This window comes from Mesorhizobium sp. WSM4308 (genome assembly GCF_002294905.1).
Taxonomy (GTDB): domain Bacteria; phylum Pseudomonadota; class Alphaproteobacteria; order Rhizobiales; family Rhizobiaceae; genus Mesorhizobium.
Genome location: NZ_NSFW01000009.1, coordinates 107509 through 130862, shown reverse-complemented (window position 1 = coordinate 130862; position 23354 = coordinate 107509). Strand labels below are relative to the sequence as shown.

24 protein-coding genes are annotated in these 23354 nt (G+C 63.7%); 13 read left to right on the top strand and 11 right to left on the bottom strand.

Annotation, left to right across the window (positions count from 1 at the left end):
- Positions 1–66: 66 nt before the first annotated feature.
- Complete coding sequence (locus CK227_RS18265; RefSeq protein WP_095773857.1) at positions 67–1296, bottom strand: MFS transporter; 1230 nt, start codon at positions 1294–1296, stop codon at positions 67–69.
- Positions 1297–1474: 178 nt separating this feature from the next.
- Between CK227_RS18265 and CK227_RS18260 the strand changes: the two genes are divergently transcribed.
- On the top strand, positions 1475–1765 hold the full coding sequence (locus CK227_RS18260; protein WP_179296478.1) for a DUF3175 domain-containing protein: 291 nt from the start codon (positions 1475–1477) through the stop codon (positions 1763–1765).
- Positions 1766–1853: 88 nt separating this feature from the next.
- On the opposite strand, the gene CK227_RS18255 is transcribed toward CK227_RS18260, so the two are convergent.
- Positions 1854–2630, bottom strand: a complete 777-nt coding sequence (locus CK227_RS18255; protein ID WP_095774025.1) for a FadR/GntR family transcriptional regulator — start codon at positions 2628–2630, stop codon at positions 1854–1856.
- 107 nt (positions 2631–2737) lie between these two features.
- On the bottom strand, positions 2738–3628 hold the full coding sequence (locus CK227_RS18250) for an NAD(P)-dependent oxidoreductase (RefSeq protein WP_095774024.1): 891 nt from the start codon (positions 3626–3628) through the stop codon (positions 2738–2740).
- Positions 3629–3746: 118 nt separating this feature from the next.
- On the opposite strand from CK227_RS18250, the gene CK227_RS18245 reads away from it, so the two are divergent.
- Positions 3747–4685, top strand: coding sequence for an NAD(P)-dependent oxidoreductase (locus tag CK227_RS18245; protein WP_095773855.1), 939 nt, complete (start codon positions 3747–3749; stop codon positions 4683–4685).
- Between the two features lie 105 nt (positions 4686–4790).
- On the opposite strand, the gene CK227_RS18240 is transcribed toward CK227_RS18245, so the two are convergent.
- Together CK227_RS18240 and CK227_RS18235 are read right to left on the bottom strand one after the other, a co-directional pair.
- Positions 4791–5573: a FadR/GntR family transcriptional regulator gene (locus CK227_RS18240; RefSeq protein ID WP_095773854.1), complete on the bottom strand. Its 783-nt coding sequence runs from the start codon at positions 5571–5573 to the stop codon at positions 4791–4793.
- 185 nt (positions 5574–5758) lie between these two features.
- Entirely contained in the window at positions 5759–6748 is a 990-nt protein-coding gene (locus CK227_RS18235; protein WP_095773853.1) for a sugar-binding protein, read from the bottom strand.
- 440 nt (positions 6749–7188) lie between these two features.
- Between CK227_RS18235 and CK227_RS18230 the strand changes: the two genes are divergently transcribed.
- From CK227_RS18230 to CK227_RS18180, 11 genes are all read left to right on the top strand, one after another.
- The gene (locus tag CK227_RS18230; protein WP_027047043.1) at positions 7189–7932 is read left to right on the top strand and encodes an ATP-binding cassette domain-containing protein; all 744 of its coding nucleotides are present in this window, start codon (positions 7189–7191) and stop codon (positions 7930–7932) included.
- A gap of 61 nt (positions 7933–7993) precedes the next feature.
- Positions 7994–8992 carry an ABC transporter permease gene (locus CK227_RS18225; protein WP_095773852.1) on the top strand — a complete coding sequence of 333 codons (999 nt, stop codon included), beginning with the start codon at positions 7994–7996 and terminating at the stop codon, positions 8990–8992.
- Positions 8993–9199: 207 nt separating this feature from the next.
- Positions 9200–10027 carry an AraC family transcriptional regulator gene (locus CK227_RS18220; protein ID WP_095773851.1) on the top strand — a complete coding sequence of 276 codons (828 nt, stop codon included), beginning with the start codon at positions 9200–9202 and terminating at the stop codon, positions 10025–10027.
- Positions 10028–10134: 107 nt separating this feature from the next.
- A complete protein-coding gene (locus CK227_RS18215; protein ID WP_095773850.1) occupies positions 10135–10578 on the top strand; it encodes an SRPBCC family protein in 444 nt (147 codons plus the stop codon).
- A 26-nt stretch (positions 10579–10604) separates the two neighbouring features.
- Complete coding sequence (locus tag CK227_RS18210) at positions 10605–11399, top strand: FAD binding domain-containing protein (RefSeq protein ID WP_095773849.1); 795 nt, start codon at positions 10605–10607, stop codon at positions 11397–11399.
- A gap of 60 nt (positions 11400–11459) precedes the next feature.
- On the top strand, positions 11460–11942 hold the full coding sequence (locus CK227_RS18205) for a (2Fe-2S)-binding protein (protein WP_095773848.1): 483 nt from the start codon (positions 11460–11462) through the stop codon (positions 11940–11942).
- 10 nt (positions 11943–11952) lie between these two features.
- Positions 11953–13320: a xanthine dehydrogenase family protein molybdopterin-binding subunit gene (locus CK227_RS37835; RefSeq protein WP_095773847.1), complete on the top strand. Its 1368-nt coding sequence runs from the start codon at positions 11953–11955 to the stop codon at positions 13318–13320.
- 1 nt (position 13321) lies between these two features.
- Positions 13322–14326 carry a molybdopterin cofactor-binding domain-containing protein gene (locus CK227_RS37830; RefSeq protein WP_095773846.1) on the top strand — a complete coding sequence of 335 codons (1005 nt, stop codon included), beginning with the start codon at positions 13322–13324 and terminating at the stop codon, positions 14324–14326.
- Between the two features lies 1 nt (position 14327).
- Positions 14328–15209, top strand: a complete 882-nt coding sequence (locus CK227_RS18190) for a MoxR family ATPase (protein WP_095773845.1) — start codon at positions 14328–14330, stop codon at positions 15207–15209.
- 128 nt (positions 15210–15337) lie between these two features.
- Positions 15338–16333 carry a VWA domain-containing protein gene (locus CK227_RS18185; RefSeq protein WP_245433482.1) on the top strand — a complete coding sequence of 332 codons (996 nt, stop codon included), beginning with the start codon at positions 15338–15340 and terminating at the stop codon, positions 16331–16333.
- On the top strand, positions 16333–17220 hold the full coding sequence (locus tag CK227_RS18180; protein WP_179296477.1) for an amidohydrolase: 888 nt from the start codon (positions 16333–16335) through the stop codon (positions 17218–17220). Before CK227_RS18185 ends, CK227_RS18180 begins: the two co-directional genes overlap by 1 nt.
- A 233-nt stretch (positions 17221–17453) precedes the next feature.
- Here CK227_RS18180 and CK227_RS18175 read toward each other — a convergent pair whose 3' ends face one another.
- The 6 genes from CK227_RS18175 to CK227_RS18150 all read right to left on the bottom strand — a co-directional run bounded on the left by CK227_RS18175 (position 17454) and on the right by CK227_RS18150 (position 23130).
- Positions 17454–18719: an ABC transporter substrate-binding protein gene (locus CK227_RS18175; RefSeq protein WP_095773842.1), complete on the bottom strand. Its 1266-nt coding sequence runs from the start codon at positions 18717–18719 to the stop codon at positions 17454–17456.
- A gap of 24 nt (positions 18720–18743) precedes the next feature.
- Positions 18744–19574, bottom strand: a complete 831-nt coding sequence (locus CK227_RS18170) for a carbohydrate ABC transporter permease (protein WP_095773841.1) — start codon at positions 19572–19574, stop codon at positions 18744–18746.
- Positions 19571–20494: a sugar ABC transporter permease gene (locus tag CK227_RS18165; RefSeq protein ID WP_095773840.1), complete on the bottom strand. Its 924-nt coding sequence runs from the start codon at positions 20492–20494 to the stop codon at positions 19571–19573. Before CK227_RS18165 ends, CK227_RS18170 begins: the two co-directional genes overlap by 4 nt.
- Positions 20487–21638 (bottom strand): ABC transporter ATP-binding protein, encoded by a 1152-nt coding sequence (locus tag CK227_RS18160; RefSeq protein WP_095773839.1) that lies wholly within the window; start codon positions 21636–21638, stop codon positions 20487–20489. The genes CK227_RS18165 and CK227_RS18160 overlap by 8 nt, the downstream gene beginning before the upstream one ends.
- Positions 21635–22483, bottom strand: coding sequence for a metallophosphoesterase (locus tag CK227_RS18155; RefSeq protein WP_095773838.1), 849 nt, complete (start codon positions 22481–22483; stop codon positions 21635–21637). The genes CK227_RS18160 and CK227_RS18155 overlap by 4 nt, the downstream gene beginning before the upstream one ends.
- A 239-nt stretch (positions 22484–22722) precedes the next feature.
- Complete coding sequence (locus CK227_RS18150) at positions 22723–23130, bottom strand: carboxymuconolactone decarboxylase family protein (protein WP_095773837.1); 408 nt, start codon at positions 23128–23130, stop codon at positions 22723–22725.
- Between the last annotated feature and the right edge of the window lie 224 nt (positions 23131–23354).

Below are 23354 nucleotides of genomic sequence, written 5' to 3'. Positions count from 1 at the left end.
CCTGTTGCCGCAACCCTTGCCTCTGGGGTCGCGCAGCCCTTGCCCATTGTCAAGCCGAGGCGCGCCTCAGGCTGCCATGACGGCCCTGCCCCTTGCCTTCCACATGAACAGCCCTATCGCCACTATGTTCAGCAAATTCCAGGCGATGCCATTGAGGAAGGCTACGGCGTAGGAGCCGGTCAGGTCGTAGATCCAGCCCGACATCCAGCCGCCGATCGCCATGCCGAAGATCGTCGCCATCATGACGATGCCGATACGCTGGCCGGCCTCCTTGGCCGGCAGATATTCGCGCACGATGATCGCATAGCAGGGCACGATGCCGCCTTGCGACAGGCCGAACACCAGCGACACGACATAGAGCGAGGCGAGCCCGTCGAACGGAATATAGAACAGCAGCGACAGGCATTGCAGCACCGAACCGATGACCAGGGTCTTGGCGCCGCCGATACGATCGGCAATGAAGCCCGAGGCAAGCCGGCTGACGACGCCCGCCGCCATCATGATCGACAGCATGTCGGCGCCATGCGCAATGCCGTATCCAAGATCCATGCAATAGGCGACGATGTGCACCTGCGGCATCGACATCGCCACGCAGCAGCCAAGGCCGGCGATAACCAGCAGCGCCTGCAGCGCCGCCGGCGACATTGGAATCGGTTGCACAGACCGGCTTCCCGGCGACCCAGCAGCGGCAGCCTCCGGAGCGCCGCGCCGCAGCATCAGCACCAGCGGCACCATGGTGACCAGGCAGAAGATGCCGATGGCCGCATAGGTGAAGCGCCAGCCTTCCACCTTGATCAGCGTCGGCATGATGGTCGGCCAGAGCGCGCCGGCGAGGTAATTGCCGGCCGCCGCCGCCGTTACCGCGACGCCGCGCCGGCGGTTGAACCAGTGCGAGATGTCGGCGATGAGCGGCCCGAAGATCACTGACGTGCCGACACCGATCAGCACACCCTGGGCAAGGGTGAATTGCAGGATCGAGGTCGAAAGTGCGGCAAGCAGGAGGCCAGCCGAGAGTGCTACGGAGGAAATCAGCGCCGGGATCCAATACCCCATGCGATCGATGGCGCGGCCGACCAGCACATTGCCGGCGGCGAAGCCCACCATGGTCGCTGTGTAGGGCATGGATGCCGCGGCGCGGTCGACGCCGAACTCGGCCTGCACCGCAGGCAGCACCACCACGACGGCCCACATGCCGACCGCACCGATCGTCGCCAGCACAATCGAGATGGCCAGGCGCATCCAGGCGTAGGAACTGTCGATGCCGGGGCTCGGCCGGCTCAAGTCGGTTCGGGTCAAAGGCGTTTCCTGTCGACGGTTACGAAAACCGGCTGCCGTTTGCGCCACTATCGGCGCATTCTCGGGACGCAGCAGCGCCACGGCGGGCAAATCCGTGGCTCCAGAGCGGACAAGAAAGCGGGAACCGACGCCGATGTCTGGAGTTTTCCGATCATCAAGCCGCAAAGGAGTCCCAGCCATGACCGCTGCCAGGCAGAAATGGTCGGCCGAGGTGACCGAGCACAGCGACGCCATGGATCTCGAGGATCACGTCTTCGAGTCCGACGATGCCAGGAAGATCGCCGCCTCGCTCAAACGGTCGGCCGAACACAGCCATCGCCGCAAGGCCGAACCTTTCCAATCCGCCATGTCGATGCTGAATTTCTACATCAACCGCGCCGGCAAGAACCTGCCCGCCACGCGCAGGCGAGTGCTTGAGCGCGCCAAGGACGAACTGCGCGTGGCCTTCGGGCGCGAGAAGGAAGATTAGCTCCGGCCTCGGGTGTGTTGAGATTCAGGTCAGGCCGAGCCGAGAAAAACTGCCGCTCGCAGGCCGGCGTCACCTGAATATCAACAACCTAGCGCGACTTGATCACGTTGTCGGTGTTGGCGAGCAGCTTGCGCACCGCGGCGCGCGCCGCGTCCGGGCGTTGCAGCCGGATGTTCTTCTCGATCGCCTCATGCAGCTTCTGCACGTGATTGAGGTCGTCGACCGCCCGTGTGGTGAAGGTGAAGAGATGGTCGAATGCCGACTCGATGAGCACGCCGAGCGGCACCAGGAGGTCGTTGCCGGAAGCCCGCAGGATGGCCAGGTGAAAACGCGTATCGGCGCGCGTGCGCTCCTGCAGGGTGGCCGCCTCCCCCATCTCGCGGCAGGCCTGGCTGATCTCGGCCATCTGCTCGTCGGTCCGACGCATGGCGGCGAAGGCGGTGGCTTCCGGTTCGATGATGTGGCGGAACTCCTGCACCGTCTTGAGGAACACCTCGCGGTCGGGCGACGTCGCGTACCAGGCGAGCACGTCGCGGTCGAGCAGGTTCCAGCGTTCCCTGGGCTCGACCCAGCTGCCGATCTTGGGGCGCGAGGCCAAGAGGCTCTTGGCCATCAGCATCTTGATCGCCTCGCGCACCGCCGACCGGCTGACGCTGAAGGTTTCCGACCATTTCGCCTCATTGGGCAGGATGGTGCCGGGCGGGTAGTCGCCGCGCACGATCCGCAGGCCAATTTCGCTGGCCAGCGACGTGTGCACGCTGGCGCCGGGAATGCGCGCCGCATCGGATCGGCGAACGCCGGGCTGGCGCTCGGCGGATGCCGGCTTTTTCGGCGCTCTTTCCTTGTTCGGCTTTGCGTCCCGCATGGACTTCAGAAAGGCCGGTTTGCGGAACCTGTCAAGCGCGGCGCGGGCGCTGGGCCGCAAAGCCCGCTTCTATGCACAACCCAGCCGCGATTTTATCCCCGTTCGGCCTATTTGACATATTTGCGCCAGCTATGCTCCGGACGGAAGTCGAGCATGTCTCGCGCCTTGCGATTGGAAAGCAGCGTCTCGTATTCGCCGAGTTCGGCCTTGACCGGCACATCGGGATAAAACCGCCGCAAAAGTTCGGCCGTCGGCAGGTCGGACGAAGTGTCGTCATTGGCGGCGTTGAACACCTGGTAGCCGAGCCCGTCCTTCTCGATGGCGCGCAGCGTGATCTGGCCGAGATCGCGCGCGTCGACATAGCTCCAGGCGATGCGCTTGCGGAAACCCGGATCGGCGAACCATTTCGGGAACAGCGAATATTCATGCGGCTCGATGACATTGCCGATGCGCAAGGCATAGATGTCGGTGCCATTGCGCTGCGCGAAGGCTCGCGCCGTCTTCTCGTTGACGACCTTGGACAGCGCATAACTGTCCATTGGGTCGACGTCATACTCCTCGTCGAGCGGGAAATATTTGGGGTCACGCGGCTCGTTGGCGAACACTAGGCCATAGGTCGTCTCCGAGGAAGCGACGATCACCTTGCGGATGCCGAGCTTCACCGCGGCCTCGATGACATTGTAGGTGCCCATCGCATTGATGCGGAACACTTCATTGTCCGGCGTGATCATGATGCGCGGGATGGCGGCGAAATGCACCACCGCATCCACCGGTTGCGGGCGCAGCGACGGGTCGAATTCGTGCAATCCCATATAGCTCGACAGCGCGTTGAACACCTGCCCGCTATCGGTGATGTCGGTGATCAGCGTGCGCACCTTGGGATTGTCGAGCGGCTTGGTGTCGATGTTGAGCACCTGACAGCCCTGTTCGACAAGATATTGCACGACATGACGCCCAGCCTTGCCGCTGCCGCCGGTGAACATGATCCGCTTCGTCATTGTGGTCTCCATGACAGGCTCTGGAATTGCCGTCTATTGTCAGACAATATTGCTTTCTGCAACCGCATATGGGTAAAACAGCGGCGCAATTATCGATAATCCGGAATAGGACGACGACATGAACACCACCACCGCGCGCGAAAAGATCGGCTTCATCGGCCTTGGCCTGATGGGGCACGGCATTGCCAAGAACATCGTCGACAAGGGCTATCCCCTGACATTCCTTGGCCGCAAGAACCGCAAGCCGGCAGAGGACCTTCTTGGCCGCGGCGCCAAGGAAGCGTCGACCTTGCACGATGTGGCAGTGGCGTCCGATATCGTCTTCATCTGCGTCACCGGTTCGCGCGAAGTGGAGGCCATCATCCGAGGCCCCGGCGGCCTCAAGGAAGGCTTGAAAAAAGGCTCGGTCGTTGTCGATTGTTCGACCTCGGACCCAGTCTCTACCGTGGCGCTTGCGGCCGAACTCAAGGCGCTGGGCATCGACTTTGTCGACGCGCCGCTGAGTCGCACGCCGAAAGAAGCCTGGGAAGGCACGCTCGACGCCATGGTCGGCGCACCCGACGCCGTCTTTGCAAGGGTCAAGCCGGTGATCGAGACCTGGGCCGGCCGCATCGTGCATATCGGCGACACCGGCGATGGCCACCGCATGAAGCTGCTCAACAATTTCATCTCGCTGGGCTACGCCGCCATCTATTCCGAGGCGCTGGCCCTGGCCGAAAAGGTCGGCATCTCGCCACCACGTTTCGACAGCGTCATCCGCAATGGCCGCATGGATTGCGGCTTCTACCAGACCTTCATGCGCTGGACACTGGAAGGCGACCGCGACGCCCACAAATTCACCATCGCCAACGCCTTCAAGGACCTGACTTATCTGGAATCGATGGCGGGTGCCGCCGGCATCGCCAACCCGCTCGGCAACGCCACCAAGAACTCCTTCGCCGGCGCCCATGCCACCGGCCCGGCCGAACAGTTCGTGCCGATGCTGGCGACCCATATCGGCAAGGTCAACGGCGTCGATCTGATGCCGACCAAGGATGGCAAGAAGCAGACGATCTAAGGCTGTAACTCTTTGTTTGACGCAATTCCCCAGGGAAAGCGCTATGCGCTTTTCCCGGGAAAACCGTTTCACACTTTTCCTGGAATTGATCTAACCGCCGGACGGCTAACGCCGCCGGCTGCCGATCCCCTCATCGGTGTCGGCAAGCAGCTTGTGCACGGCATTGCGCGCCGCCGCCGGCCGTTGCAGGCGGATGTTCTTCTCGATCGCCTCGTGCAGTTTCTGCGCCCGGGTCTGGTCGCTGATCTGGCGTGTCGTGAAGACGAAGAGATGGTCGAGCGCGGACTCGATCAGCACGCCGAGCGGCACCAGAAGGTCGTTGCCCGAGGCCCGCAGGATGGCGAGGTGGAACCGCGTGTCGGCACGGATGCGTTCCGGCAGGTTCGCAGCCTCGCCCATCTCGCGGCAGGCCAGGCTGATCTCGGCCATCTGCTCGTCGCTGCGCCGCACGGCGGCAAAGGCGGATGCTTCCGGTTCGATGATATGGCGGAACTCCTGCACGGTGCGCAGGAAGGTTTCACGGTCGGGTGCGGTCGCGTACCAGGCGAGCACGTCGCGGTCGAGCAGGTTCCAGCGCTCCTTCGGTTCGACCCAACTGCCGATCTTGGGACGTGATGCCAAAAGACTCTTGGCCATCAGCATTTTGATCGCCTCGCGCACCGCCGAGCGGCTGACGTTGAACGTCTCGGCCCATTTGGCCTCGTTGGGCAGGATGCTGCCGGGCGGATAGTCGCCGCGCACGATCCGCAGACCAATCTCGCTGGCGAGCGAGGCATGAACACTGGACCCGGGAAAGTGCGCCGCATCCGCCCTGCGCACGACCGCCGGATCGCGGCTGGCTTGCGCCTTGGCCCGGCTGGCTTGCTTCTTTGCCTTGTCCTGGGGCATCCACGTTCCAATACGGTCGACCGCCTGTCGCCCGGAGATACTCCGAACCCTGTGGCGCGCCGATCCCGTCACCGAAAAATCCAAACCACGGACGCGTCGAGGCCGGAGCCTGTTGCCCCTTGCCACGGCGTCTCGCTCAGGAATTGACGGGGCGCCCGTCAGACGAGCGCCCCGGATCGAAAGACCTATTTCTGGATGCAGGTGTCGACCGTGTCCTTGGTGCACTCATCGAGGCCGGTGAAGACCGGATCGTCGACCTTCTTGCCCGTGATCAGGTCGATCATCACCGACGGCGCCTTGTAGCCCATTTCAAAGGGCCGCTGGCCGACCAGCGCGGTGACCAGGCCGTCCTTGGCGATCGCCACTTCGTCGCCGATCGTGTCGGCGGCGCCGATGACGAAGTCGTTCTTGGCCAGCCGGTCCTTCAGCGGTCCAACCAGGTCACGATAAGGCTGCGGCGCGCCGAACAGCGGCCAACCGCCCATGATGCCGAAGGCGTCGAGCTTGGGGTTGGCGGCGAGGATGTCCGTCATCGCCTGAACGCCCTTGGCGCCGTCGTCGTTGGTGAACACCGGGCAGCCGGCGACTTCCGTCCATCCGCCTTCACCGGCAAGTGTCGCGAGACCTTCCTTGCCCGTCAGAGCGTCGCGCATGCCTTGTGCGCGGCGCAGGATGTTGTCGGCAGCCGGATTGCCTTCGATCGTGCAGATCGTGCCGCCATTCGGCTTGGCCTTCTTGATGTACTCGCCGATCTTCTTGCCCATCAGATAGTTGTCGGTGCCGAGATAGGTCTTGCGAAGGGCTGCATCTTCCTTGGCAAGGTCGGCGTCGACGGTCATGATCGGGATCGACGGATTGGCGCTCTTGATCGTCTGCGCGATCAGCGGCGCGTTGGACGGCGAAATCGCCATCGCCACCGTGTCGGGCTTGCTCAGCATATCCTGGACGATCTGTGCCTCGCCAGCCTCGTCGGAAGTCGACGCCGGACCGGTGTAGAAGCACGCATATTCCGAACTCGCGTTCTCCTTGTTCCATTTCTCGCAGCCCTGATGGATGGCTTCGAAGAATGGATTGTCGAGACCTTTCACCACGATGACGAGCTGCTTCTTGGCCAAAGCCGGCCCGGCGCCCAGCGCCATGGCGGCGACGGCGGCGAGCAATACTGTTTTCCTCATGTCAGTCCTCCCTTGGAAACAGACGGACACGGCGTGCCCGCCATACAAATCGACCTGATGCGAGATGGCAGAGCCAACGCTCGTGCCGCCGTGCAAGGCCGATAAGCATTTTCAGATGCGACCGGACCGCCAACATGCCGGAACGGCCGATAACCTCCCACCGGTCCCGCCGCAACAATGGTTTGGGACCGGATATCTTTCTCCGACCGTCAACTAATAACGGCGCGGCGCCAACGTCAATTGCTATTTGTCCTACAAAACGGATTTTTCAGAGGCACATGTCGCTATTCGTCTGACAAATAGCCCATTTCGACAATTGACGCCCGTGCGGGCATTCGCGTAAATGCCGAAGATCGTTGCTTCCGGGAGGAATGGGGAGCACGATATCGGAGCTGCGACCTGGAAAAGGCATGCAGCAAGACATGGGAGGCAACAGGCTGGTGGCGGTTCTCGAACTCACCAACATCTCGAAGCATTTTGGCGCCATCCAGGCTGTCAACGACGTGTCGCTGTCGATCGAACCCGGCCAGGTCGTCGGCCTGATGGGCGACAATGGCGCCGGCAAGTCGACGCTGGTCAAGATGATCGCCGGCAATTTCCATCCGAGCCATGGCACCATGCGCATGGACGACAAGGAATTGATCCTGAACAAGCCGGCGGAAGCCCGCCAGCACGGCATCGAGATCGTCCACCAGGATCTTGCGCTCTGCAACAATCTGACAGCGGCCGCCAATGTCTATCTCGGCCGCGAGTTGCGGCGCGGCGTCGGTCCATTCCGCATCCTCGACTATGCCGCGATGTACAAGCGCGCCGGCCAACTCTTCGCCGAGCTGAAGTCCGAGACCCGCCCGCGCGATCTCGTCAAGCAGATGTCGGGCGGCCAGCGCCAGGCGGTTGCGATCGCCCGCACAATGCTGTCGCAGGCCAAGATCGTGCTGATGGACGAACCGACGGCGGCGATCTCGGTCAGGCAAGTCGCCGAAGTGCTCAACCTGATCCGCCATCTGCGCGACCAGGGCATAGCGGTGGTGCTGATCAGCCACCGCATGCCCGACGTGTTCGACGTCGCCGACCGCGTCATCGTCATGCGGCGCGGACGCAAGGTCGCCGACAAGGCAATCGCGTCGAGCTCGCCCGAGGAGGTCACCGGGCTCATCACTGGCGCCATCGAGCAGGTCTCGTGAGCGCGGCTAATCCGGATTTCACCAGGCTGGCGTGCATCGCCGCCGGCAGGAAAGGTCGATAATGGCAGTCACCCTTGATCAGACGATCGCGCAGAAGCAGCACACTTTCCTGTCGCGGCTGTTCTCCACCCAGACCTTCTGGGTGGTGATCGCCGTCATCCTCGCCTGCATCTTCCTGTCGTTCGCCACCGACGCTTTCGCAACCTCGAAGAACCTCTACAACATCACCCGCAACATCACCTTCGTCGCCATCGTCGCGCTCGGCATGACCTTCGTCATCATCACCGGCGGCATCGATCTGTCGGTCGGCTCGGTACTGTGCCTGTCGTCGATGGTGCTGGCCGTCACCATGCATGCCGGCTATTCGATCGAAATCGGCATCCTGGCCTCGATCGCCACCGCGCTCGCCATCGGTGCCTTCAACGGCATCCTGACCGCCTATCTCGGCTTTCCACCTTTCGTGGTGACGCTCGGCATGCTGTCGATTGCCCGCAGCCTGGCCATGGTCGCCTCCAACAACACCGTCGTCTTCCAGTTCGGGCCGGACCATGACAAGCTGCTGGCGCTCGGCGGCGGCGCCTGGGTGTTCGGCATCGCCAATCCGGTGCTCTACATGATCCTTTTGGCGCTGATCACCGGCTTCATCCTGCGCTGGACCAAGTTCGGCCGGCACATCTTCGCCATTGGCGGCAACGAGCACGCGGCAACGCTGACCGGCGTCCCAGTGAAGCAGATCAAGGTAGCCGTCTACATGATATCGGCGCTGTCGGCGGGAATTGCCGGGATTATCCAGACCGGCTGGCTCGGCGCCGTCACCACCAATCTCGGCACCGGCATGGAGCTGCAGGTCATCGCCGCCACCGTCATCGGCGGCGCCAACCTGGCCGGCGGTGTCGGCACCGCCTTCGGCGCCATTGTCGGCGCGGCCCTCATCGAGGTCATCCGCAACAGCCTTGGCCTGCTTGGCATCAATGCCTTCTGGCAAGGCACCTTCATCGGCGGCGCCATCCTGCTGGCGGTGCTGTTCGACCGCATCCGCAATTTCAGGCGCAACGACTGACATTTAAGTGCCTGTCCTTCTCCCTCATGGGAGAAGGACATTGCCAAGCGCTGTTCGTTCCGGTTCCTATCGCTCAGTCTGAAAATCAGCCGGAGCGAGCCACCACCGTTTGCCGCCAACAGCCTATGTCTTGACGGAAACAGGCAACCGGCAGCACAATCTCCAGGCAGGCGAAGGGAGGCCAGTCGTCTGCGGGAGGATATACCCATGACGGAAGCGATCAGGCTCTACTGGGGCCGGTTCGGACATGTTTCTGTCCTGAATGTCGCAAGCGACTTCGTCACCCATGCCCATGTCGAGGCGCATCTCATCATCTGGCTCGAAGGCACCGCCGGCGAGATGACCATCGGTCGCGAGACGGTAAGGCTCGGTTCCTGCACCGCCGCCGGCATCAATTCCTTCCAGCCGCACAGCCACGTCCTGTCGCAAAACGGGACGCCCGGTCTGTTCCTTGCCTTCTACATCGATCCCGATTGGGCGCGCCGTCGCCGCGACCTGCCCTCCTCCGCGCCGCTGTTTGCCCAGGCGGCGATCACGCTGGAGCCCTGGCTGCACCAGGCCGCCGCCAGCCTGCTCGACCATCTGACCGACAATGAAAGCGTCGACGATGTTGCCAATTACGAGATCGAGCGCTTCATTGATTCGGTGCTCGATGCCGCCGATGCGTCGGCGCCGCAGGAGGCGCGCACCCGCATCAACACCCTGCAGGATTTCCGCGTCCGCAAGGCCATCCAGCTGATGAAGGCCAATGTCTGCGAACGCATCTCCTTCGACGATGTGGCGCGCAGCGTCGGCCTGTCGCGGCCGCATTTCTTCGCCCTGTTCAAGGAACAGACCAATCTGACGCCCAACGTCTACTGGAACACGCTGCGCATGGAGGAAGCCGTGCGGCAGCTGCATTGGTCGCAGGAGCCGCTGATCTCGGTCGCCTGCAATCTCGGCTTCACCACGCAGGGCAATTTCTCGCGCTTCTTCCGCGACCATGTCGGCGTGCCGCCGACGCTTTATCGCGAGGCCGCGCGGGCAACCGCCTGAGCCTGCTTTTTCAGACTCCTTGATACGCGCACAAGACGCATTGATAAGCGTCAGCCAGGCCACCGCCCTACCCTTGCCCGACTATCGCATTCGCAAGGGAACGTCCTATGGCAAAAGTCACCATCTCCAGCGTCATCGACGCGCCGGTCGAAAAGGTCTGGTCGCGCATACGCGACTTCAACGGCCTGCCGGGCTGGCATCCGCGCATGGTCGAAAGCCATATCGAGGATGGCAAGGACGCCTCGACGATCGGCTGCGTGCGCAATTTCGAGCTGATCACCGGCGCGCGGCTGCGCGAAAAACTGCTCGACCTTTCCGATGAGAACTTCCTCGTCAGCTATTCCATCCTGGAAACGCCGCAGCCGCTGACCAACCACAAGGCGACGCTGCAGCTCAGGCGTGTCACCGATGGCGACCGCACCTATGCCGAATGGACCGCCAGCTTCGATGCAGCCCCCGAAGAAGCCGACAAGATCGCCGCCGGCATGGGCACCAACGTCTTCCAGGGCGGTTTCAACGCCCTGAAGAGCCATTTTGCCGGCCAGAGCTGAACTGGGCTTCAGAACAGGAGCGTTCCATGGCGCTTGCCCTCCAGACTTTCCCGACCGTGAAGGACGCCAATGCGGCGCTGAAGGCGCCCGGCACCCGCTATCTCGGCGGCGGCACACTCGTGGTCCGCGCGGCCAATGAAGGCGATGTTTTGGTCTTCGGCCTTGTCAGATCGACCGACCCGGCGCTCATGGCCATCACGGTCGCCGACCGCAAGGTCCGCATCGGCGCATCGGTGACCATGGCGGCGATCGCCCGTCATCCCGAGCTCGCCATCCTTGCCAAGGCCGCGCGCGCCGTCGGCGGTCCGGCGATCCGCAACATGGCGACTGTCGGCGGCAATCTGTTCGCGCCGGCACCCTATGGCGATTTCGCCGTGGCCTTGCTGGCGCTCGACGCCATGGTCGGCACCGAGGATGGCGAATTGCCGATCGAGACTTTTCTCGCCAAGCGGGACGGCAGCCGCTCCATCGTCACGTCAGTCAGTTTCACACTGCCAAAGGCCGACGGCTTCCGCTTCCTGAAAGTGTCGCGGGTCAAGCCCAAAGGCGTTTCGGTGCTCAGCATCGCGGCCGTCCTGGAACAGGCCGCCGACGGCACCGTGTCCTCGGCGCGGATCGCGCTTGGCTGCATGGCGGACCGGCCAATGCGGGCCAAGGCGACGGAAAAGGCGCTCGAGGGAAAGAAACTCGACCAGAACGGCATCGCGGCAGCATTGGCCGCCGCCACCGAGGGCATTGCGCCGGTCACCGATCCGATCGCCAGCGCATGGTACCGCGCTGAAGTCCTGCCGATCCATCTCGGCCGGCTGCTGCTGGCCTGAAATCACCGTTGGGGGGCGCGCGTCTGTCCGATCCGTCGGGCAGGCGCGCAAGGAGGAAACATGGCGAAGATCCCGGTTCAATTCACGCTCAACGGCTCCGAGAAAGCCGAATTCATCGACAGCGGCACGACGCTGCTCAACGCTCTGCGCGACAAGATCGGCGACACCTCGCCGAAGGGCGGCTGCCACCAAGGCACATGCGGCGCCTGCTCGGTCATCATCGACGGCGAACTCAGGCTGTCCTGCCTGACCTTGGCCGAAACCTGCAATGGCGCTGCCATCACCACGACATCGGGCCTCGCCGAAGGCGGCGTGCTGCATCCTCTGCAGCGCGCCTTCCTCGACACCTTCGCCACGCAATGCGGCTTCTGCACGCCGGGCATGATCATGGCCGCCAAGGTGCTGCTCGACCACACGCCAAACCCCAGCCGCGACGAGGTGGTGGAGGCGCTGTCCGGCAATATCTGCCGCTGCACCGGCTACGAGCCGATCATCCAGGCAGTGCTCACGGCGGCCCGTGCCAATTCGCAGAACGCGGCCTGAGGGACCAACGATGGAATTGCGCAAGAACTACTTCGCCGATGTCCGCAAGGACGATCTGCACGAAATCGGCCAGCCCCGGCCGCGTTCGGATTCGCCCGGCCATGTCACCGGCAAGACCGCCTTTTTCGCAGACCGCAGCTTTCCCGGCATGCTGCACCTGAAGATGGTGCGCAGCCCGCACCACCATGCCCGCATCCGCTCGATCGACACATCCGAGGCGGAGAAACATCCGGGGGTCGTCAAGGTACTGACCGCCAAGGACGTGCCGCACAATGTCTACACCATCCTGATCCTCATCCAGATCGGCCCTGAGGACGAGACGGTGCTGGCCGACGGCAAGGTGCGCTGGAAGGGCGAGGCCGTGGTGGCGGTGCTTGCCGAGACCGAGCGCGCCGCGCAGGAGGCCGCAGCCAAGATCAAGATCGACTACGAAGTGCTGCCGGCCGTCTTCGACATGGAGGAAGCGCTGAAGCCCGGCGCGCCGCTGGTCAACGAATATCACGGCCAGAACTATTACCTCTATGACAGCGGCGAGTGCCGCAAGGTGCGTTTCGGCGATGTCGAGGCGGGCTTTGCCGGCGCCGACCATATCCTGGAGCAGAGCTACCAATCCTCGCCGATCGAGCATGCGCCGACCGAGACCACCGGCTGCGTGGTGGCGCCCGAAGGCAATGACCGCTTCACCTGCTACACCAACACGCAGGCGATGTTCTTCACCCTCGACAACACCTCGATCATCCTGCAGATGCCGGGCAGCAAGCTGCATTTCGTCGGCGGGACGGTCGGCGGCGGTTTTGGCGGCAAGGTCGACGTCATCGTCGAGCCCATCGCCATCCTCAGCGCCAAGCTCACGGGCCGGCCGGTCTCCTTTGTCTACAGCCGTGAGGAGGAAATGCAGATATCCTCGCCCCGCGCGGCCGAAAAAGTCGTCATCAAGGACGGCGTCATGAAGGACGGCCGTATCGTCGCCCGAAAGGTCACCGGCTACACCGATGCCGGCGCCTATTCGCGCCACTCGCCCTATGGCGCGCAGAAGGGTGCCGGGCACTATCCAGGCCCCTACACCATCCCCAATGTCTGGATCGACACCTATTGCGTCTACACCAACCGCACGCCGTCCTCGGCCATGCGCGGCTTCGGCGTCACCATCGGCGACTTCGCGCTGGAGGTGCAGATGGACAAGCTGGCGCGGCTGATCGGCATGGACCCGCTCGAATTCCGCTTCATCAACGCCTATCGCGACGGCGACATGAAGGCGCATCGCCAGCCGACGGAAGGGGCAGCGCTCATCGAGTGCATGCAGGAAGCCTCGCGCGCCGCCAACTGGCCGGTGGCGGAGAAATTCATGGCGATGTCCTCCTACAGGAAGGGAGCCTGATATGGCGATCCGGCGTGGACGCGGCGTCGCTGCGATCAACTATCCCACCGGCATGAATCTTGGCGGCGACCCGACCCAAGCGCTGGTCCATTCGACGCCGACCGGCAATTTCATGGTGACGCTTTCGTCGGTCGATCTCGGCCAGGGCATGAAGCAGATCATGGCGCAGATCTGCGCCGAGACCATCGGCGTGCCGACCGACCGCGTCGTCGTCGACACCGCCGACACCGACACCGGCCCGCACTGCATGGGCACCTTCGCCTCGCGCGGCACCCACCGCGCCGGCAACGCCGTCATCCAGGCGGCCAGGGAAGCGCGCCAGGTGATGCTGGAAGTCGCTGCCGAGGAACTGGAGGTCAACGCCTCTGACCTCGAGACCGACGGCCAGGGCAACATCCTGGTCAAGGGCGCACCGCAGAAATCGATCTCGATCTTCGATGTCGCGCTGTCGGCGCATTTCAAGCGCGGCCGGTCCATATCGGGCCGGGGCATGTTCCTGATCCCGCGCTCCTACCCGGACAAGGAGACCGGCGCGATGAAGCCGTCGACCTGCTACGCCCACGCCTGCACCGTGGCCGAAGTCGAGGTCGATGACGAGACCGGCGAAGTCACGGTTTTAACGGTCAAGAACGTGTTCGAGATCGGCCGCGCGCTGAACCCGAAAATGGTCGAGCAGCAGCTGGTCGGCGGTTCCTGGATGGGCATCAGCCACGCGCTCTATGAGACCACCGAGCCCTATTATCCCAACCGCGACCATGGCGGAACCGATTTCAACCAATACCTGATGCCGGGTCCCGGCGACCTCGCGCAGACCGAGATCATTGTGCTGGAGCGGCCGTCGGCGGACGGGCCTTACGGCGCCAAGGGTCCGGGGGAAATGTGCGCCAACCCGCAGATACCGGCGGTCGCCAATGCCGTCTTCGACGCGGTCGGCGTGCGCATCGACACGCTGCCGATCACGCCGGAACGCATCCTGCGCGCGCTCAAGGCGCAAGCGGCAAACTGACATGCCCGAGCTCAGCGCCGAGACTGTCGCGACCTCGCCGGAGGCGGTAGCGCAGCACCTTGCCGCCTCGTGCTACCTGGCCGACGACAGCCTTTCCACGGCCATCTTCCTGGCGATCCGGCTGGGCAAGCCCCTGCTGCTCGAAGGCGCGCCCGGCGTCGGCAAGACCGAAGCGGCCAAGGCGATCGCCGAGCTGCTCGGCCGCGATTTGGTGCGGCTGCAATGCTATGAGGGCATCGACGCCGCTCACGCGCTCTACGAATGGAACTACCAGCGCCAGCTGCTCGCCATCCGCCATGCCGGCGAGCATGAGATCGACATCTATGACGACCGTTTCCTGATCGCCCGCCCGCTCCTGCAGGTCTTGCGGGCACCGGAGCAGCGCGTGCTGCTGGTCGATGAGATCGACCGTTCCGACCATGAATTCGAGGCGCTGCTGCTGGAATTCCTCTCCGACTTCCAGATCAGCATTCCCGAGCGCGGCACCATCCGCGCCGCCGCCCAGCCGATCGTCATCCTGACCTCGAACCGCACCCGCGAACTCGCCGAAGCGCTGCGCCGCCGTTGCGTCTACCACTGGATCGGCTATCCCGAGGCCGAGCGTGAGGCCGCCATCATCATGCTGCGCGCCGGCGATGTCGCCGAGGCCACCGCGCGCGCCGTGGCGGCAGCCGTGCAGACCATCCGTGCCCTGCCGCTGGCCAAGCCGCCCGGTATCGCCGAAGCGGTCGAATGGGCCAACGCCGCCACCATTCTGGAAAAGGGCGGCAGCCCATGGCCCGAGGCCTTCCGCCGCGCCATCGGTGTGCTGATCAAGGACGAGGAAGATCTCTCCTACATCGCGCCCGAGCTTGGCCGCATCGTCGAGGAGGCGCTGGGGTGAGGGCGCTGCCTCGCCCGGCCGCGCCCTTCCTCGGCTTCGGCCGACTGCTACGCCGCTACGGTTTCGCCGTCGCACCCGAACAAATCTCCGGCTTCATGCAAGCCGTGACATTACTTGGCCCACGCTCAATGTCTGACATCCACGAAGCCGCCCTTGCCACGCTGGCACCGCCACCCGATCGCCGCGACGAATTCGAGGTCCACTTCCAGAGCCATTTCTACGGCAACACGTCAGCCGTGGTCGAAGGCGAAGCAGACGAGGAAACCCGCATCAAGGATGATGGCGGCGCCGACGATGAGCGGACCGAGGCCGAGCGTAGCCGGGAAGGCGGCGAGCTATCCTCGGCCCTGGAACAGTTGAGCACGCGCGACTTCCAGCGCGACGACGACAGGCTGACCGCCTTTCGCCGAAAACTGTCCTCCGCTTTGCCCGCCCGCCGCTCCTTCCGCACCGTGCGCACCCCTTCGCGTGGCAAGCTCGATCTGCGCCGCTCGCTCAGGGAAATCGTCAGCGCCGATGGCGACGTGCCCTCGCCGCTGCTGCGCCGCCGCCAGACCGTGCCGCGCAAGCTGCTGCTCTTGATCGACGTCTCCGGCTCGATGAAACTGCACACGGCGGACTATCTCAAGCTGGCGCATGCCGCCGTGCAAGGCGCCGGCCGCGCCGAGATATTCACCTTCGGCACGCGGCTCACCCGCATCACCTCGGCCCTGCGCATCCGTGACCGCGATCAGGCGCTGGCCCGCGCGGTAGCCCAGGTCGACGACTGGGACGGCGGCACCCGCATGGGGCCGACGTTGCTCGCCTTTCTCTCCGTGCCGCGCTTCTCGTCCTTCGCGCGTGGAGCAGCAGTCATCATCCTGTCCGACGCTCTGGAGCGCGGCGACCATGCCGAACTGGAGACCGCGATGCGCCGGCTGAGCGCCCGCGCCTTCCGGCTGTCGCTGGCCACGCCTTTGGCCGGCGACCCGCGCTTCCGGCCGGCAACGGCAGCGCTGCGCGCCATCCTGCCTGATCTCGACGATCTCATCGACGGCTCGTCGCTGACCAGCCTCACCGATTTCATCCTGTCGCTCGCCCGCCCTGCCCCCACGGCATCGACAATCTGGAAAGGGGTATCGTGATGCAGAAAGCCATCGACGCGCATTTCCACATCTGGCGCCAGAAGGATCAGCCCTGGCTGGTCGGGCCGATAGTGCCGCGCATCTTCGGCCCCTACGAGCCAATCCGTCGCGACTATCCGATCGGCGAATTCCTCGAGGACCAGAAGAGGTCAGGCGTCGAGAAAGCCGTCTATGTCCAGACCAACTGGGCGAAGGAGGATTTCGAGAAGGAAGTCGCCTTCCTGCAGACGACCGCTGGCGAGACCGGCTGGCCGCATGCCATCGTCGGCTATGCCGACATGACGGTCGACGATGTCAGGCCTCAGATCGACCGGCTGATGCAATACAGGCTGCTGCGCGGCGTGCGCATGCAATTGCACTGGCACGAGACGCCGGCTTTCCGCTTTGCCGCCTCGGCGGATCAGGTCATCGACCCCAAGGTGCGGGCCAATGTCGCGAGGCTGAAGGATTACGGCCTGTCCTTCGACCTGCAGCTCTTCCCCGCCCAGATGAAGGACGGGCTGACGCTGGTCGGCGAGAACCCCGAGACCAACTTCATCCTCACCCATGCCGGCATGCTGACCGGCGCGGATCAGGAAGCCACCGAGGCCTGGAAGGCCGGACTTCGCACGCTTTCGGCCGCACCAAACCTCTATGCCAAGCTGTCCGGTCTCGGCACCTTCGTCCACCGCAACGACCCGGCGCTGATTGCCTATATCGTCGACAACGCCATCGATATTCTGGGTGCGGATCATCTGATGTTCGGCTCGAATTTCCCGATCGAGAAGCTCTGGACCAGCCATGCCGAGTTGATCAAGGCGCACCGCGATGCGGTGGCGAAACATGGTGCAGAAACCGAGGCCGACATTTTCTGGAACACGGCCGAAAAGGTTTATCGGCCGGTGTAGCGCTCTCTTCCTTCTCTCCTTTGTTTGGATCGGGAAAATCGCACACCTGTTCGCGATGTCCCCGGTCCAAACACCCTTGCGGGAGAAAGGTGGCCTCGCGAAGCGAGATCGGATGAGGGGTGCTCCAGGGAACACCACGCCTCACTCCGCTGGAATACCCCTCATCCGTCTCGGCGCTGCGCGCCGATCCACCTTCCCCCACAAGGGGAAAGGAAGAAGCCGCCACACAACCCTTACTGCGTCGGCAACATGCCTTCGACGTCGCTTGCCGCGTCATAGAGCGCTTCCTTGGGTGAGGCCGACTGGTCGACGATGCGCGACAGATTGTCGACGATCGTCTGCGTGACCTTGACCCCATTGGTGCCCGGGAAGGCATACCACGGAACCATCAGCGGCATCTGGCTGAGCCCGGCCTGGAACAGCGGGTTCTTCTTGTAGAAATCGCCGAGATACTCGGGAGACTTCGCCGCCAGTTCGTTGTTGGGGACATAGCCGGTACCCGGCACCACGACGGAGGCGCCATAGGGGCCGGCGGCGAATTTCGCGAACTTCCAGGCGGCCTCCTGCTTGGCCGCGTCCTTGGTCAGGATGACCACGGCATTGCCGCCGGTCGGCAGATGGCCGTTGATCGGATCGATCAGCGGGATCTTGGCCGTGCGCAGGGTGAACTTGTCGCCGACATTCTTGATCGTGTTGACCAGCGCACCGGTGGTCTGGAATTCGAAGCCGACCTTGCCGGCCGCGAACGCCTGTTCGCCCGCCGGCTTGGTGAAGACCGGCATGCCGCCTTCCTTCACCATGCGCTCGAGGGTCTCCACCGCCTTCTCGCCTTCCGGCCCGTTGAAGGCGACCTTGCTTTCGTCCTCGTTCAGCATCTTGCCGCCGGCGCCGAACAGCAGCGCCGAGAACATCCAGTCATCGCCCTGCCAGCGGAAGTCGATCCCGTCGATGCCATTGCCGAGCGCCTTGATTTTGCCGCCGAGCGCGATGACCTCGTCCCAGGTCTTGGGCGGATTGTCCGGATCGCCGCCGGCCGCCTTCACCAGGTCGGCGTTGTAATACATGATCGGATTGGAGGTGGCGAAGGCGAGGCCAACCTGCTTGCCATTGACCTGCGCCAGCTTCAGGATCGTATCGGAGAAGCCGAGCTCCGCCATATTGCCTTCCCTCTTGACCAGCGGGCCGAGATCGACCGCAACGTCGCGCTCATTGAGCATGCGCAGGCGGTTGAGGCCGATGAAGGTGATGTCGGGCATCTCGTCGGTGCCGGCCTGGCGAAGGATGGTCTGGATGCCCTCTTCATAGGTTGCCGACGGGCTGGCGAACTGGATCCTGATGTCGGGATTTTCCTCCATGAACTTCTTCGAGATCGTGTCCATCACGTTCTTGAAGAAGCCGGGCATCGGGTAGTGAACCGTCAGCGTCGTCTCGGCATAGGCGGGAAGGGCCGCCGCCAGTGACACCGCTGCTGCGGCAAAAATCCTAGAAATATGCTTCATCGTTCGTGCTCCTTGTTGGTCCGATCAGCCTTTGAGACCGGTCATGGTGATGCCCTCGACGAAGCGTTTCTGCGCGAGCAGGAAGGCGGCGACGAGAGGAAGGGTGATGATCAGCGTGGCGGCCATCAGCGCGCCGTAGTCGTCGCCGGCCTCGGCGGCGCGGAAATACATCAGGCCGAGCGGCGGCGTGGCGTAAGCCTGCTTGCTGACGACGATCAGCGGCCAATAGAGATCATTCCAGTGCGCAACGACGGAAAAGATCGCGAAGGCGGTGACCGCCGGCCAGGCATTGGGCACGATGACGCGCGCGACGATGCCGAGTTCGGACATGCCGTCGAGCCGCGCCGCGTGCAGCAGGTCGTCGGGCATGGCGCGGAAGAACTGCAGGAACATGAAGATCGCGAACACCGAAATGGTGAAGGGCGCGACCAGCGAGGTGTAGCTGTTCAAGAGCGACATCCTGTCGAAGGCGACATAGAGCGGCAGCGCCGTCGCATGGATCGGCACCAGCAGGCCGAGCATGACCAGCACCATCATCAGCCGCGCGGCGCGGAACTTCAGCTTGGCCATCGCATAGGCGCAAGGGATCGCCACCACGACCTGGAAGAAGAAGATCAGGCCGCACACGATGACACCGTTCCACAGCAGCGTCGCCATCGGCACCTTGGCAAACGCCTTGGCGAAATTCTCGGCGAAGTAGAAATGCTGCGGGATGAGCGCCAGCGACGAGGTGAAGATGTCGCTCTGCGTTTTGCCCGCGGTCGAGATCATGAAGATATAGGGCGCAAGGATCATCAGCGCGCCGAGCGAAAGCAGCGCGAAGCGGATGATGCGGCCGGCCGGGATGCTGTTCATGTGTAATGCACCCGCCGGTCGAGCACGCGATATTGCACAAGCATCAACACGACCAGAATCGCCAGGAAGACGACCGTCATCGCCGAGGCGTAGCCGACGCGCAGATAGACGAAGCCCTCCTGGTAAATGGTGAAAAGCAGCACTTCGGAGGCCTTGTTGGGCCCGCCGTCGGTCAGCATCTTCACCGTTTCGAAGACCTTCACCGCATTGGTGATGCTGATGGTGACGACGAACAGCGTCGTTGGCCCGAGCATCGGCCAGGTGACCAGGAAAAACCGGTCGAGCGCCGATTTCGCGCCGTCGACATGGGCTGCGGCATAGAGCTCACGCGGGATCGCCGTCAGGCCTGCCAGGAACAGCACCATGTTGAAGCCGACCGACTGCCAGATGCCGATGATCGACAGGCTGTAGAGCACGGTGTTCGACGCGCCGAGCCAGTTCGGGCCGGGAATGCCGGCAAGCGAAAGCAGCGCGTTGAGCGGCCCGATCGTCGGATGGAAGATGTATTGCCAGACGGTCGCCATGGCGACAATCAGCGAGGCGACCGGCAAGAAATAGACGGTGCGGAAGAAACCGCGCGCCCGCCCCTCGCCTTCGATCAGCAGGGCAACCCCCAGGCCAAGCACGATCGACACCGGCGCGACGATGGCCGTATAGACCGAGGTGTTCCACAGCGACCGGCGGAAGGTGCGGTCGTTCAGGAGATGCGCGTAATTCTCGAAGCCGACGAAGCGAAACTTGCCGTAGCCGAGCTCGAAATCGGTGAAGCCGAGGAAAATGACGGCCGCCACCGGCAACAGCACGAACAGCAGCAACAGCACGATGGCCGGCGCCGCCAGCAGCCAGGCGGTCCGGTCTTCGCTGCGCGCACGCAGCGCCGCGGCGCTCGCGACATTGCCCGCCAGCGCGACGCTAGACATAGGCCGGCTCCTGCCGCGCACCTGCCGCGACGCGCAGCCGCTTTCCTTCCGGCCCGAAGACCATCGCCTGCTCAGGGGCCAGGACGAGACCCACCTTCATTCCTCCGATCAGGTCCTTCGCCTCATGCGGTGCCAGCTTGGCGACGACGGCGTCGCCGGAGGTCTCGAGCCGGCAATGGGCAATGACTTCCGAGCCGAGGAACTCGAGCCGTTCGATCATCCCGGCAAGACCGCTCCGGCCGCTGGGAGACAGTTTGACGAATTCCGGCCGGATGCCGAGGCTGACCGGGCCGTTCGCCACCTTCTCCAGCAGAGCCAGCCGGATGCCTTCGAAACCGACACGGCCGTTTTCGGCGAACGCCGGGATGATGTTGATCCGCGGCTGGCCGACGAAACGCGCGACTTCGATATGGGCGGGATCGTTGTAGATCATTTCCGGCGCGGCGAGCTGCAGCAGATTGCCGCCGATCATCACCGCCACCCGGTCGGCCATCGAAAGCGCCTCGGCCTGGTCGTGCGTCACATAGAGCGTCGGCACGCCGGCGCGGCGGTGCAGTTCGACGATCTCGCCGCGGGCATGGACGCGCAGATTGGCATCGAGGTTGGAGAGCGGCTCGTCCATCAGGAAGATGCTGGGATGGCGCACCATGGCACGCGCCAGCGCCACACGCTGGCGCTGGCCGCCCGACATCTGCCCCGGCTTGCGGTCGAGCAGATGGTCGATCTTGAGCAAACCCGCCATCTCGCGGACATCGCGTGCGATGCCGGTGCGAATATCCTTTTGGCCGGGCAGCAGAGGGCCGACCAGCGGCAGGCGCTGCGACCGGCTCAGCCGCTTCATGGCGAGCGGCACGGCGATGTTCTGCCCCGCCGTCAGATGCGGGTAGAGCGCGTAGGACTGGAACACCATGGCGATGTTGCGGTCGGCGGCGGCGACCGGCGACATGTCCTTGCCGCCGACGAAGATGTCGCCGCTGTCGGCATGGTCGAGCCCCGCCAGGATGCGCAGCAAGGTGCTCTTGCCGCATCCGGAAGGGCCGACGAGCGCGATGAATTCGCCGGCTTCGACATCGAGGCTAACGCCATTCAGAATGGCGTTGCCACCAAAGGATTTTTTCAGCCCGCAAAGCGATAGCGCGCTCATGACGCCACCCGCTTTCGAACCTTGTGCGCCTCGTGCGGATAGACCTCGGCCACCACGTCATCGAGGACGTAAGCCGTCATGCCGGGTATGGCGACAATCTCGCTGGCGACGGTGTCGCCGAATTGATGCCCGAGTTGATGGATGACGGCGCCAAGCAGCCGTTCGCCCGGCATGTCGCGCTCCATGTCACCGACCACGAAGGCGGCCGGCGGCCCCCATACAAGCGACGTGTTTTCGTAGTGGCCTTGCCATGCCCGGTGCAGGTGGCCGCTTGCGAACAGCGCGACATCGTGCGCGGCGATCAGATCGTAGAGGCGCTGGCGCTGCGCCGGCCTGACACTCCAGTAGCCGGTGTCGCCCTCGCCGGGCGCATCGACGAACAGCGGCTTGTGGGCGAAGAGGGCGATGCTCCGGCCGCCACGGCTTTCCAGCACGGTGCGCAGCCAGTCGAACTGCGCCTCGTCCTCCGCATCGTCGAAGCCCATCAGCAGGCTGTCGAGGCCGATGAGGCGCCATCTCCCTGCATCCTCCATCCAGTAGTCGTGCCCAACCAGCCGGCGCCAGCGCTCAAGGCGCCCGGCATTGACCGGCTGCAACGAACCCGGCAGGTGGCCGACATCGTGATTGCCGGGCACCAGCAACATCGGCGCGGAGATTTCCCGCATCAGATCCATGCAGAAGGCGATATCGTCATCCTTGTCGGCACCGTCGACACTGAGGTCGCCGGTGTGGATGACAAGGTCGGCGCCGCTCTGCTCGATCCAGGCGGCGAGCGGTGCCCAATTGCCGTTGAAATGCGGCTTGGTCGGACTGAAATGGGTGTCTGTAATCTGAACGATTTTCATGCCGGCTCCACCATACGAGCCGCGCCCCAGGCAAGCGGCATCGCATGGGGCTTCCTTAGTGCCGTTCCATGTCACTTCCTTAACAGCGGCCGGGATAAACCGCGCAATTGCAGGCAACGGTCGTCGAAGAGCGCTGGAGGCACGCGCCGCAACGCGGAAACCGAAAAGATTTCAGCCGCTTACCGCCGGTGCGCGACACATTGGCCGCGCTCACAATCTTGTGACGGCGCGCGAAAAGCTCACTTCACCTCGAATTGCGGATCGACAGGGATCTGCATCGCCGTCACCAGATGGTTGGTCTGGCCCGCCAGTCCGATGATCGAGATCAGTTCGCCATGCTGTGCGTCGGTCATGCCCTTGGCCCGGGCCGCCGCCGTATGCGAGTGGACGCAGTAGGAGCAGCCATTGGCGGTCGACACCGCGATGTAGATCATTTCCTTGGTCAGCGGATCGATGGCGCTGTCCGCCACCATCACCGCCTTCAGCTGTTCCCACACCCGCTTCAGCGACGCCGGATCATTGGCCAGCCCGCGCCAGAAATTGTTGACGAAATCCGATTTGCGCGTCGCCCGGATATCGTCGAACACGGCCTTCACCGCCGGGATTTTTTCGACCTCGGCATCGCTGAGGAGTCTTGTGGTGGCCATGGCGTTTCCTTTCGTGTGAATTGAATCATGTCATGAGCAATTGCAGGCAATCGTCTTGGATGATTCAGTTTTTGCAGGTCGGCGCCCCTAGCTTCGTCATCCTAGGGCGAAGCAGGAGCGAAGCTCCGTCGCGCAGACCCTAGGATCCATTCCGTGACGTCTATCGGAGTGTGCAGCGGAGCAGAATTCTGAATCGCTGCAACGCTCAGGAGTCCCGGCATGGA

Bases quoted from the DNA above. Each gene is read 5' to 3' on its own strand.
- CK227_RS18240 (WP_095773854.1), bottom strand. From the start codon at position 5,573: ATGCCCCAGGACAAGGCAAAGAAGCAAGCCAGCCGGGCCAAGGCGCAA.
- CK227_RS18175 (WP_095773842.1), bottom strand. From the start codon at position 18,719: ATGAAGCATATTTCTAGGATTTTTGCCGCAGCAGCGGTGTCACTGGCG.
- CK227_RS37835 (WP_095773847.1), top strand. From the start codon at position 11,953: ATGGAATTGCGCAAGAACTACTTCGCCGATGTCCGCAAGGACGATCTG.
- CK227_RS18255 (WP_095774025.1), bottom strand. From the start codon at position 2,630: ATGCGGGACGCAAAGCCGAACAAGGAAAGAGCGCCGAAAAAGCCGGCA.
- CK227_RS18225 (WP_095773852.1), top strand. From the start codon at position 7,994: ATGGCAGTCACCCTTGATCAGACGATCGCGCAGAAGCAGCACACTTTC.
- CK227_RS18215 (WP_095773850.1), top strand. From the start codon at position 10,135: ATGGCAAAAGTCACCATCTCCAGCGTCATCGACGCGCCGGTCGAAAAG.
- CK227_RS18260 (WP_179296478.1), top strand. From the start codon at position 1,475: ATGACCGCTGCCAGGCAGAAATGGTCGGCCGAGGTGACCGAGCACAGC.
- CK227_RS18235 (WP_095773853.1), bottom strand. From the start codon at position 6,748: ATGAGGAAAACAGTATTGCTCGCCGCCGTCGCCGCCATGGCGCTGGGC.
- CK227_RS18185 (WP_245433482.1), top strand. From the start codon at position 15,338: ATGTCTGACATCCACGAAGCCGCCCTTGCCACGCTGGCACCGCCACCC.
- CK227_RS18220 (WP_095773851.1), top strand. From the start codon at position 9,200: ATGACGGAAGCGATCAGGCTCTACTGGGGCCGGTTCGGACATGTTTCT.
- CK227_RS18205 (WP_095773848.1), top strand. From the start codon at position 11,460: ATGGCGAAGATCCCGGTTCAATTCACGCTCAACGGCTCCGAGAAAGCC.
- CK227_RS18165 (WP_095773840.1), bottom strand. From the start codon at position 20,494: ATGTCTAGCGTCGCGCTGGCGGGCAATGTCGCGAGCGCCGCGGCGCTG.
- CK227_RS18245 (WP_095773855.1), top strand. From the start codon at position 3,747: ATGAACACCACCACCGCGCGCGAAAAGATCGGCTTCATCGGCCTTGGC.
- CK227_RS18155 (WP_095773838.1), bottom strand. From the start codon at position 22,483: ATGAAAATCGTTCAGATTACAGACACCCATTTCAGTCCGACCAAGCCG.
- CK227_RS37830 (WP_095773846.1), top strand. From the start codon at position 13,322: ATGGCGATCCGGCGTGGACGCGGCGTCGCTGCGATCAACTATCCCACC.
- CK227_RS18190 (WP_095773845.1), top strand. From the start codon at position 14,328: ATGCCCGAGCTCAGCGCCGAGACTGTCGCGACCTCGCCGGAGGCGGTA.
- CK227_RS18160 (WP_095773839.1), bottom strand. From the start codon at position 21,638: ATGAGCGCGCTATCGCTTTGCGGGCTGAAAAAATCCTTTGGTGGCAAC.
- CK227_RS18180 (WP_179296477.1), top strand. From the start codon at position 16,333: ATGCAGAAAGCCATCGACGCGCATTTCCACATCTGGCGCCAGAAGGAT.
- CK227_RS18250 (WP_095774024.1), bottom strand. From the start codon at position 3,628: ATGACGAAGCGGATCATGTTCACCGGCGGCAGCGGCAAGGCTGGGCGT.
- CK227_RS18210 (WP_095773849.1), top strand. From the start codon at position 10,605: ATGGCGCTTGCCCTCCAGACTTTCCCGACCGTGAAGGACGCCAATGCG.
- CK227_RS18150 (WP_095773837.1), bottom strand. From the start codon at position 23,130: ATGGCCACCACAAGACTCCTCAGCGATGCCGAGGTCGAAAAAATCCCG.
- CK227_RS18170 (WP_095773841.1), bottom strand. From the start codon at position 19,574: ATGAACAGCATCCCGGCCGGCCGCATCATCCGCTTCGCGCTGCTTTCG.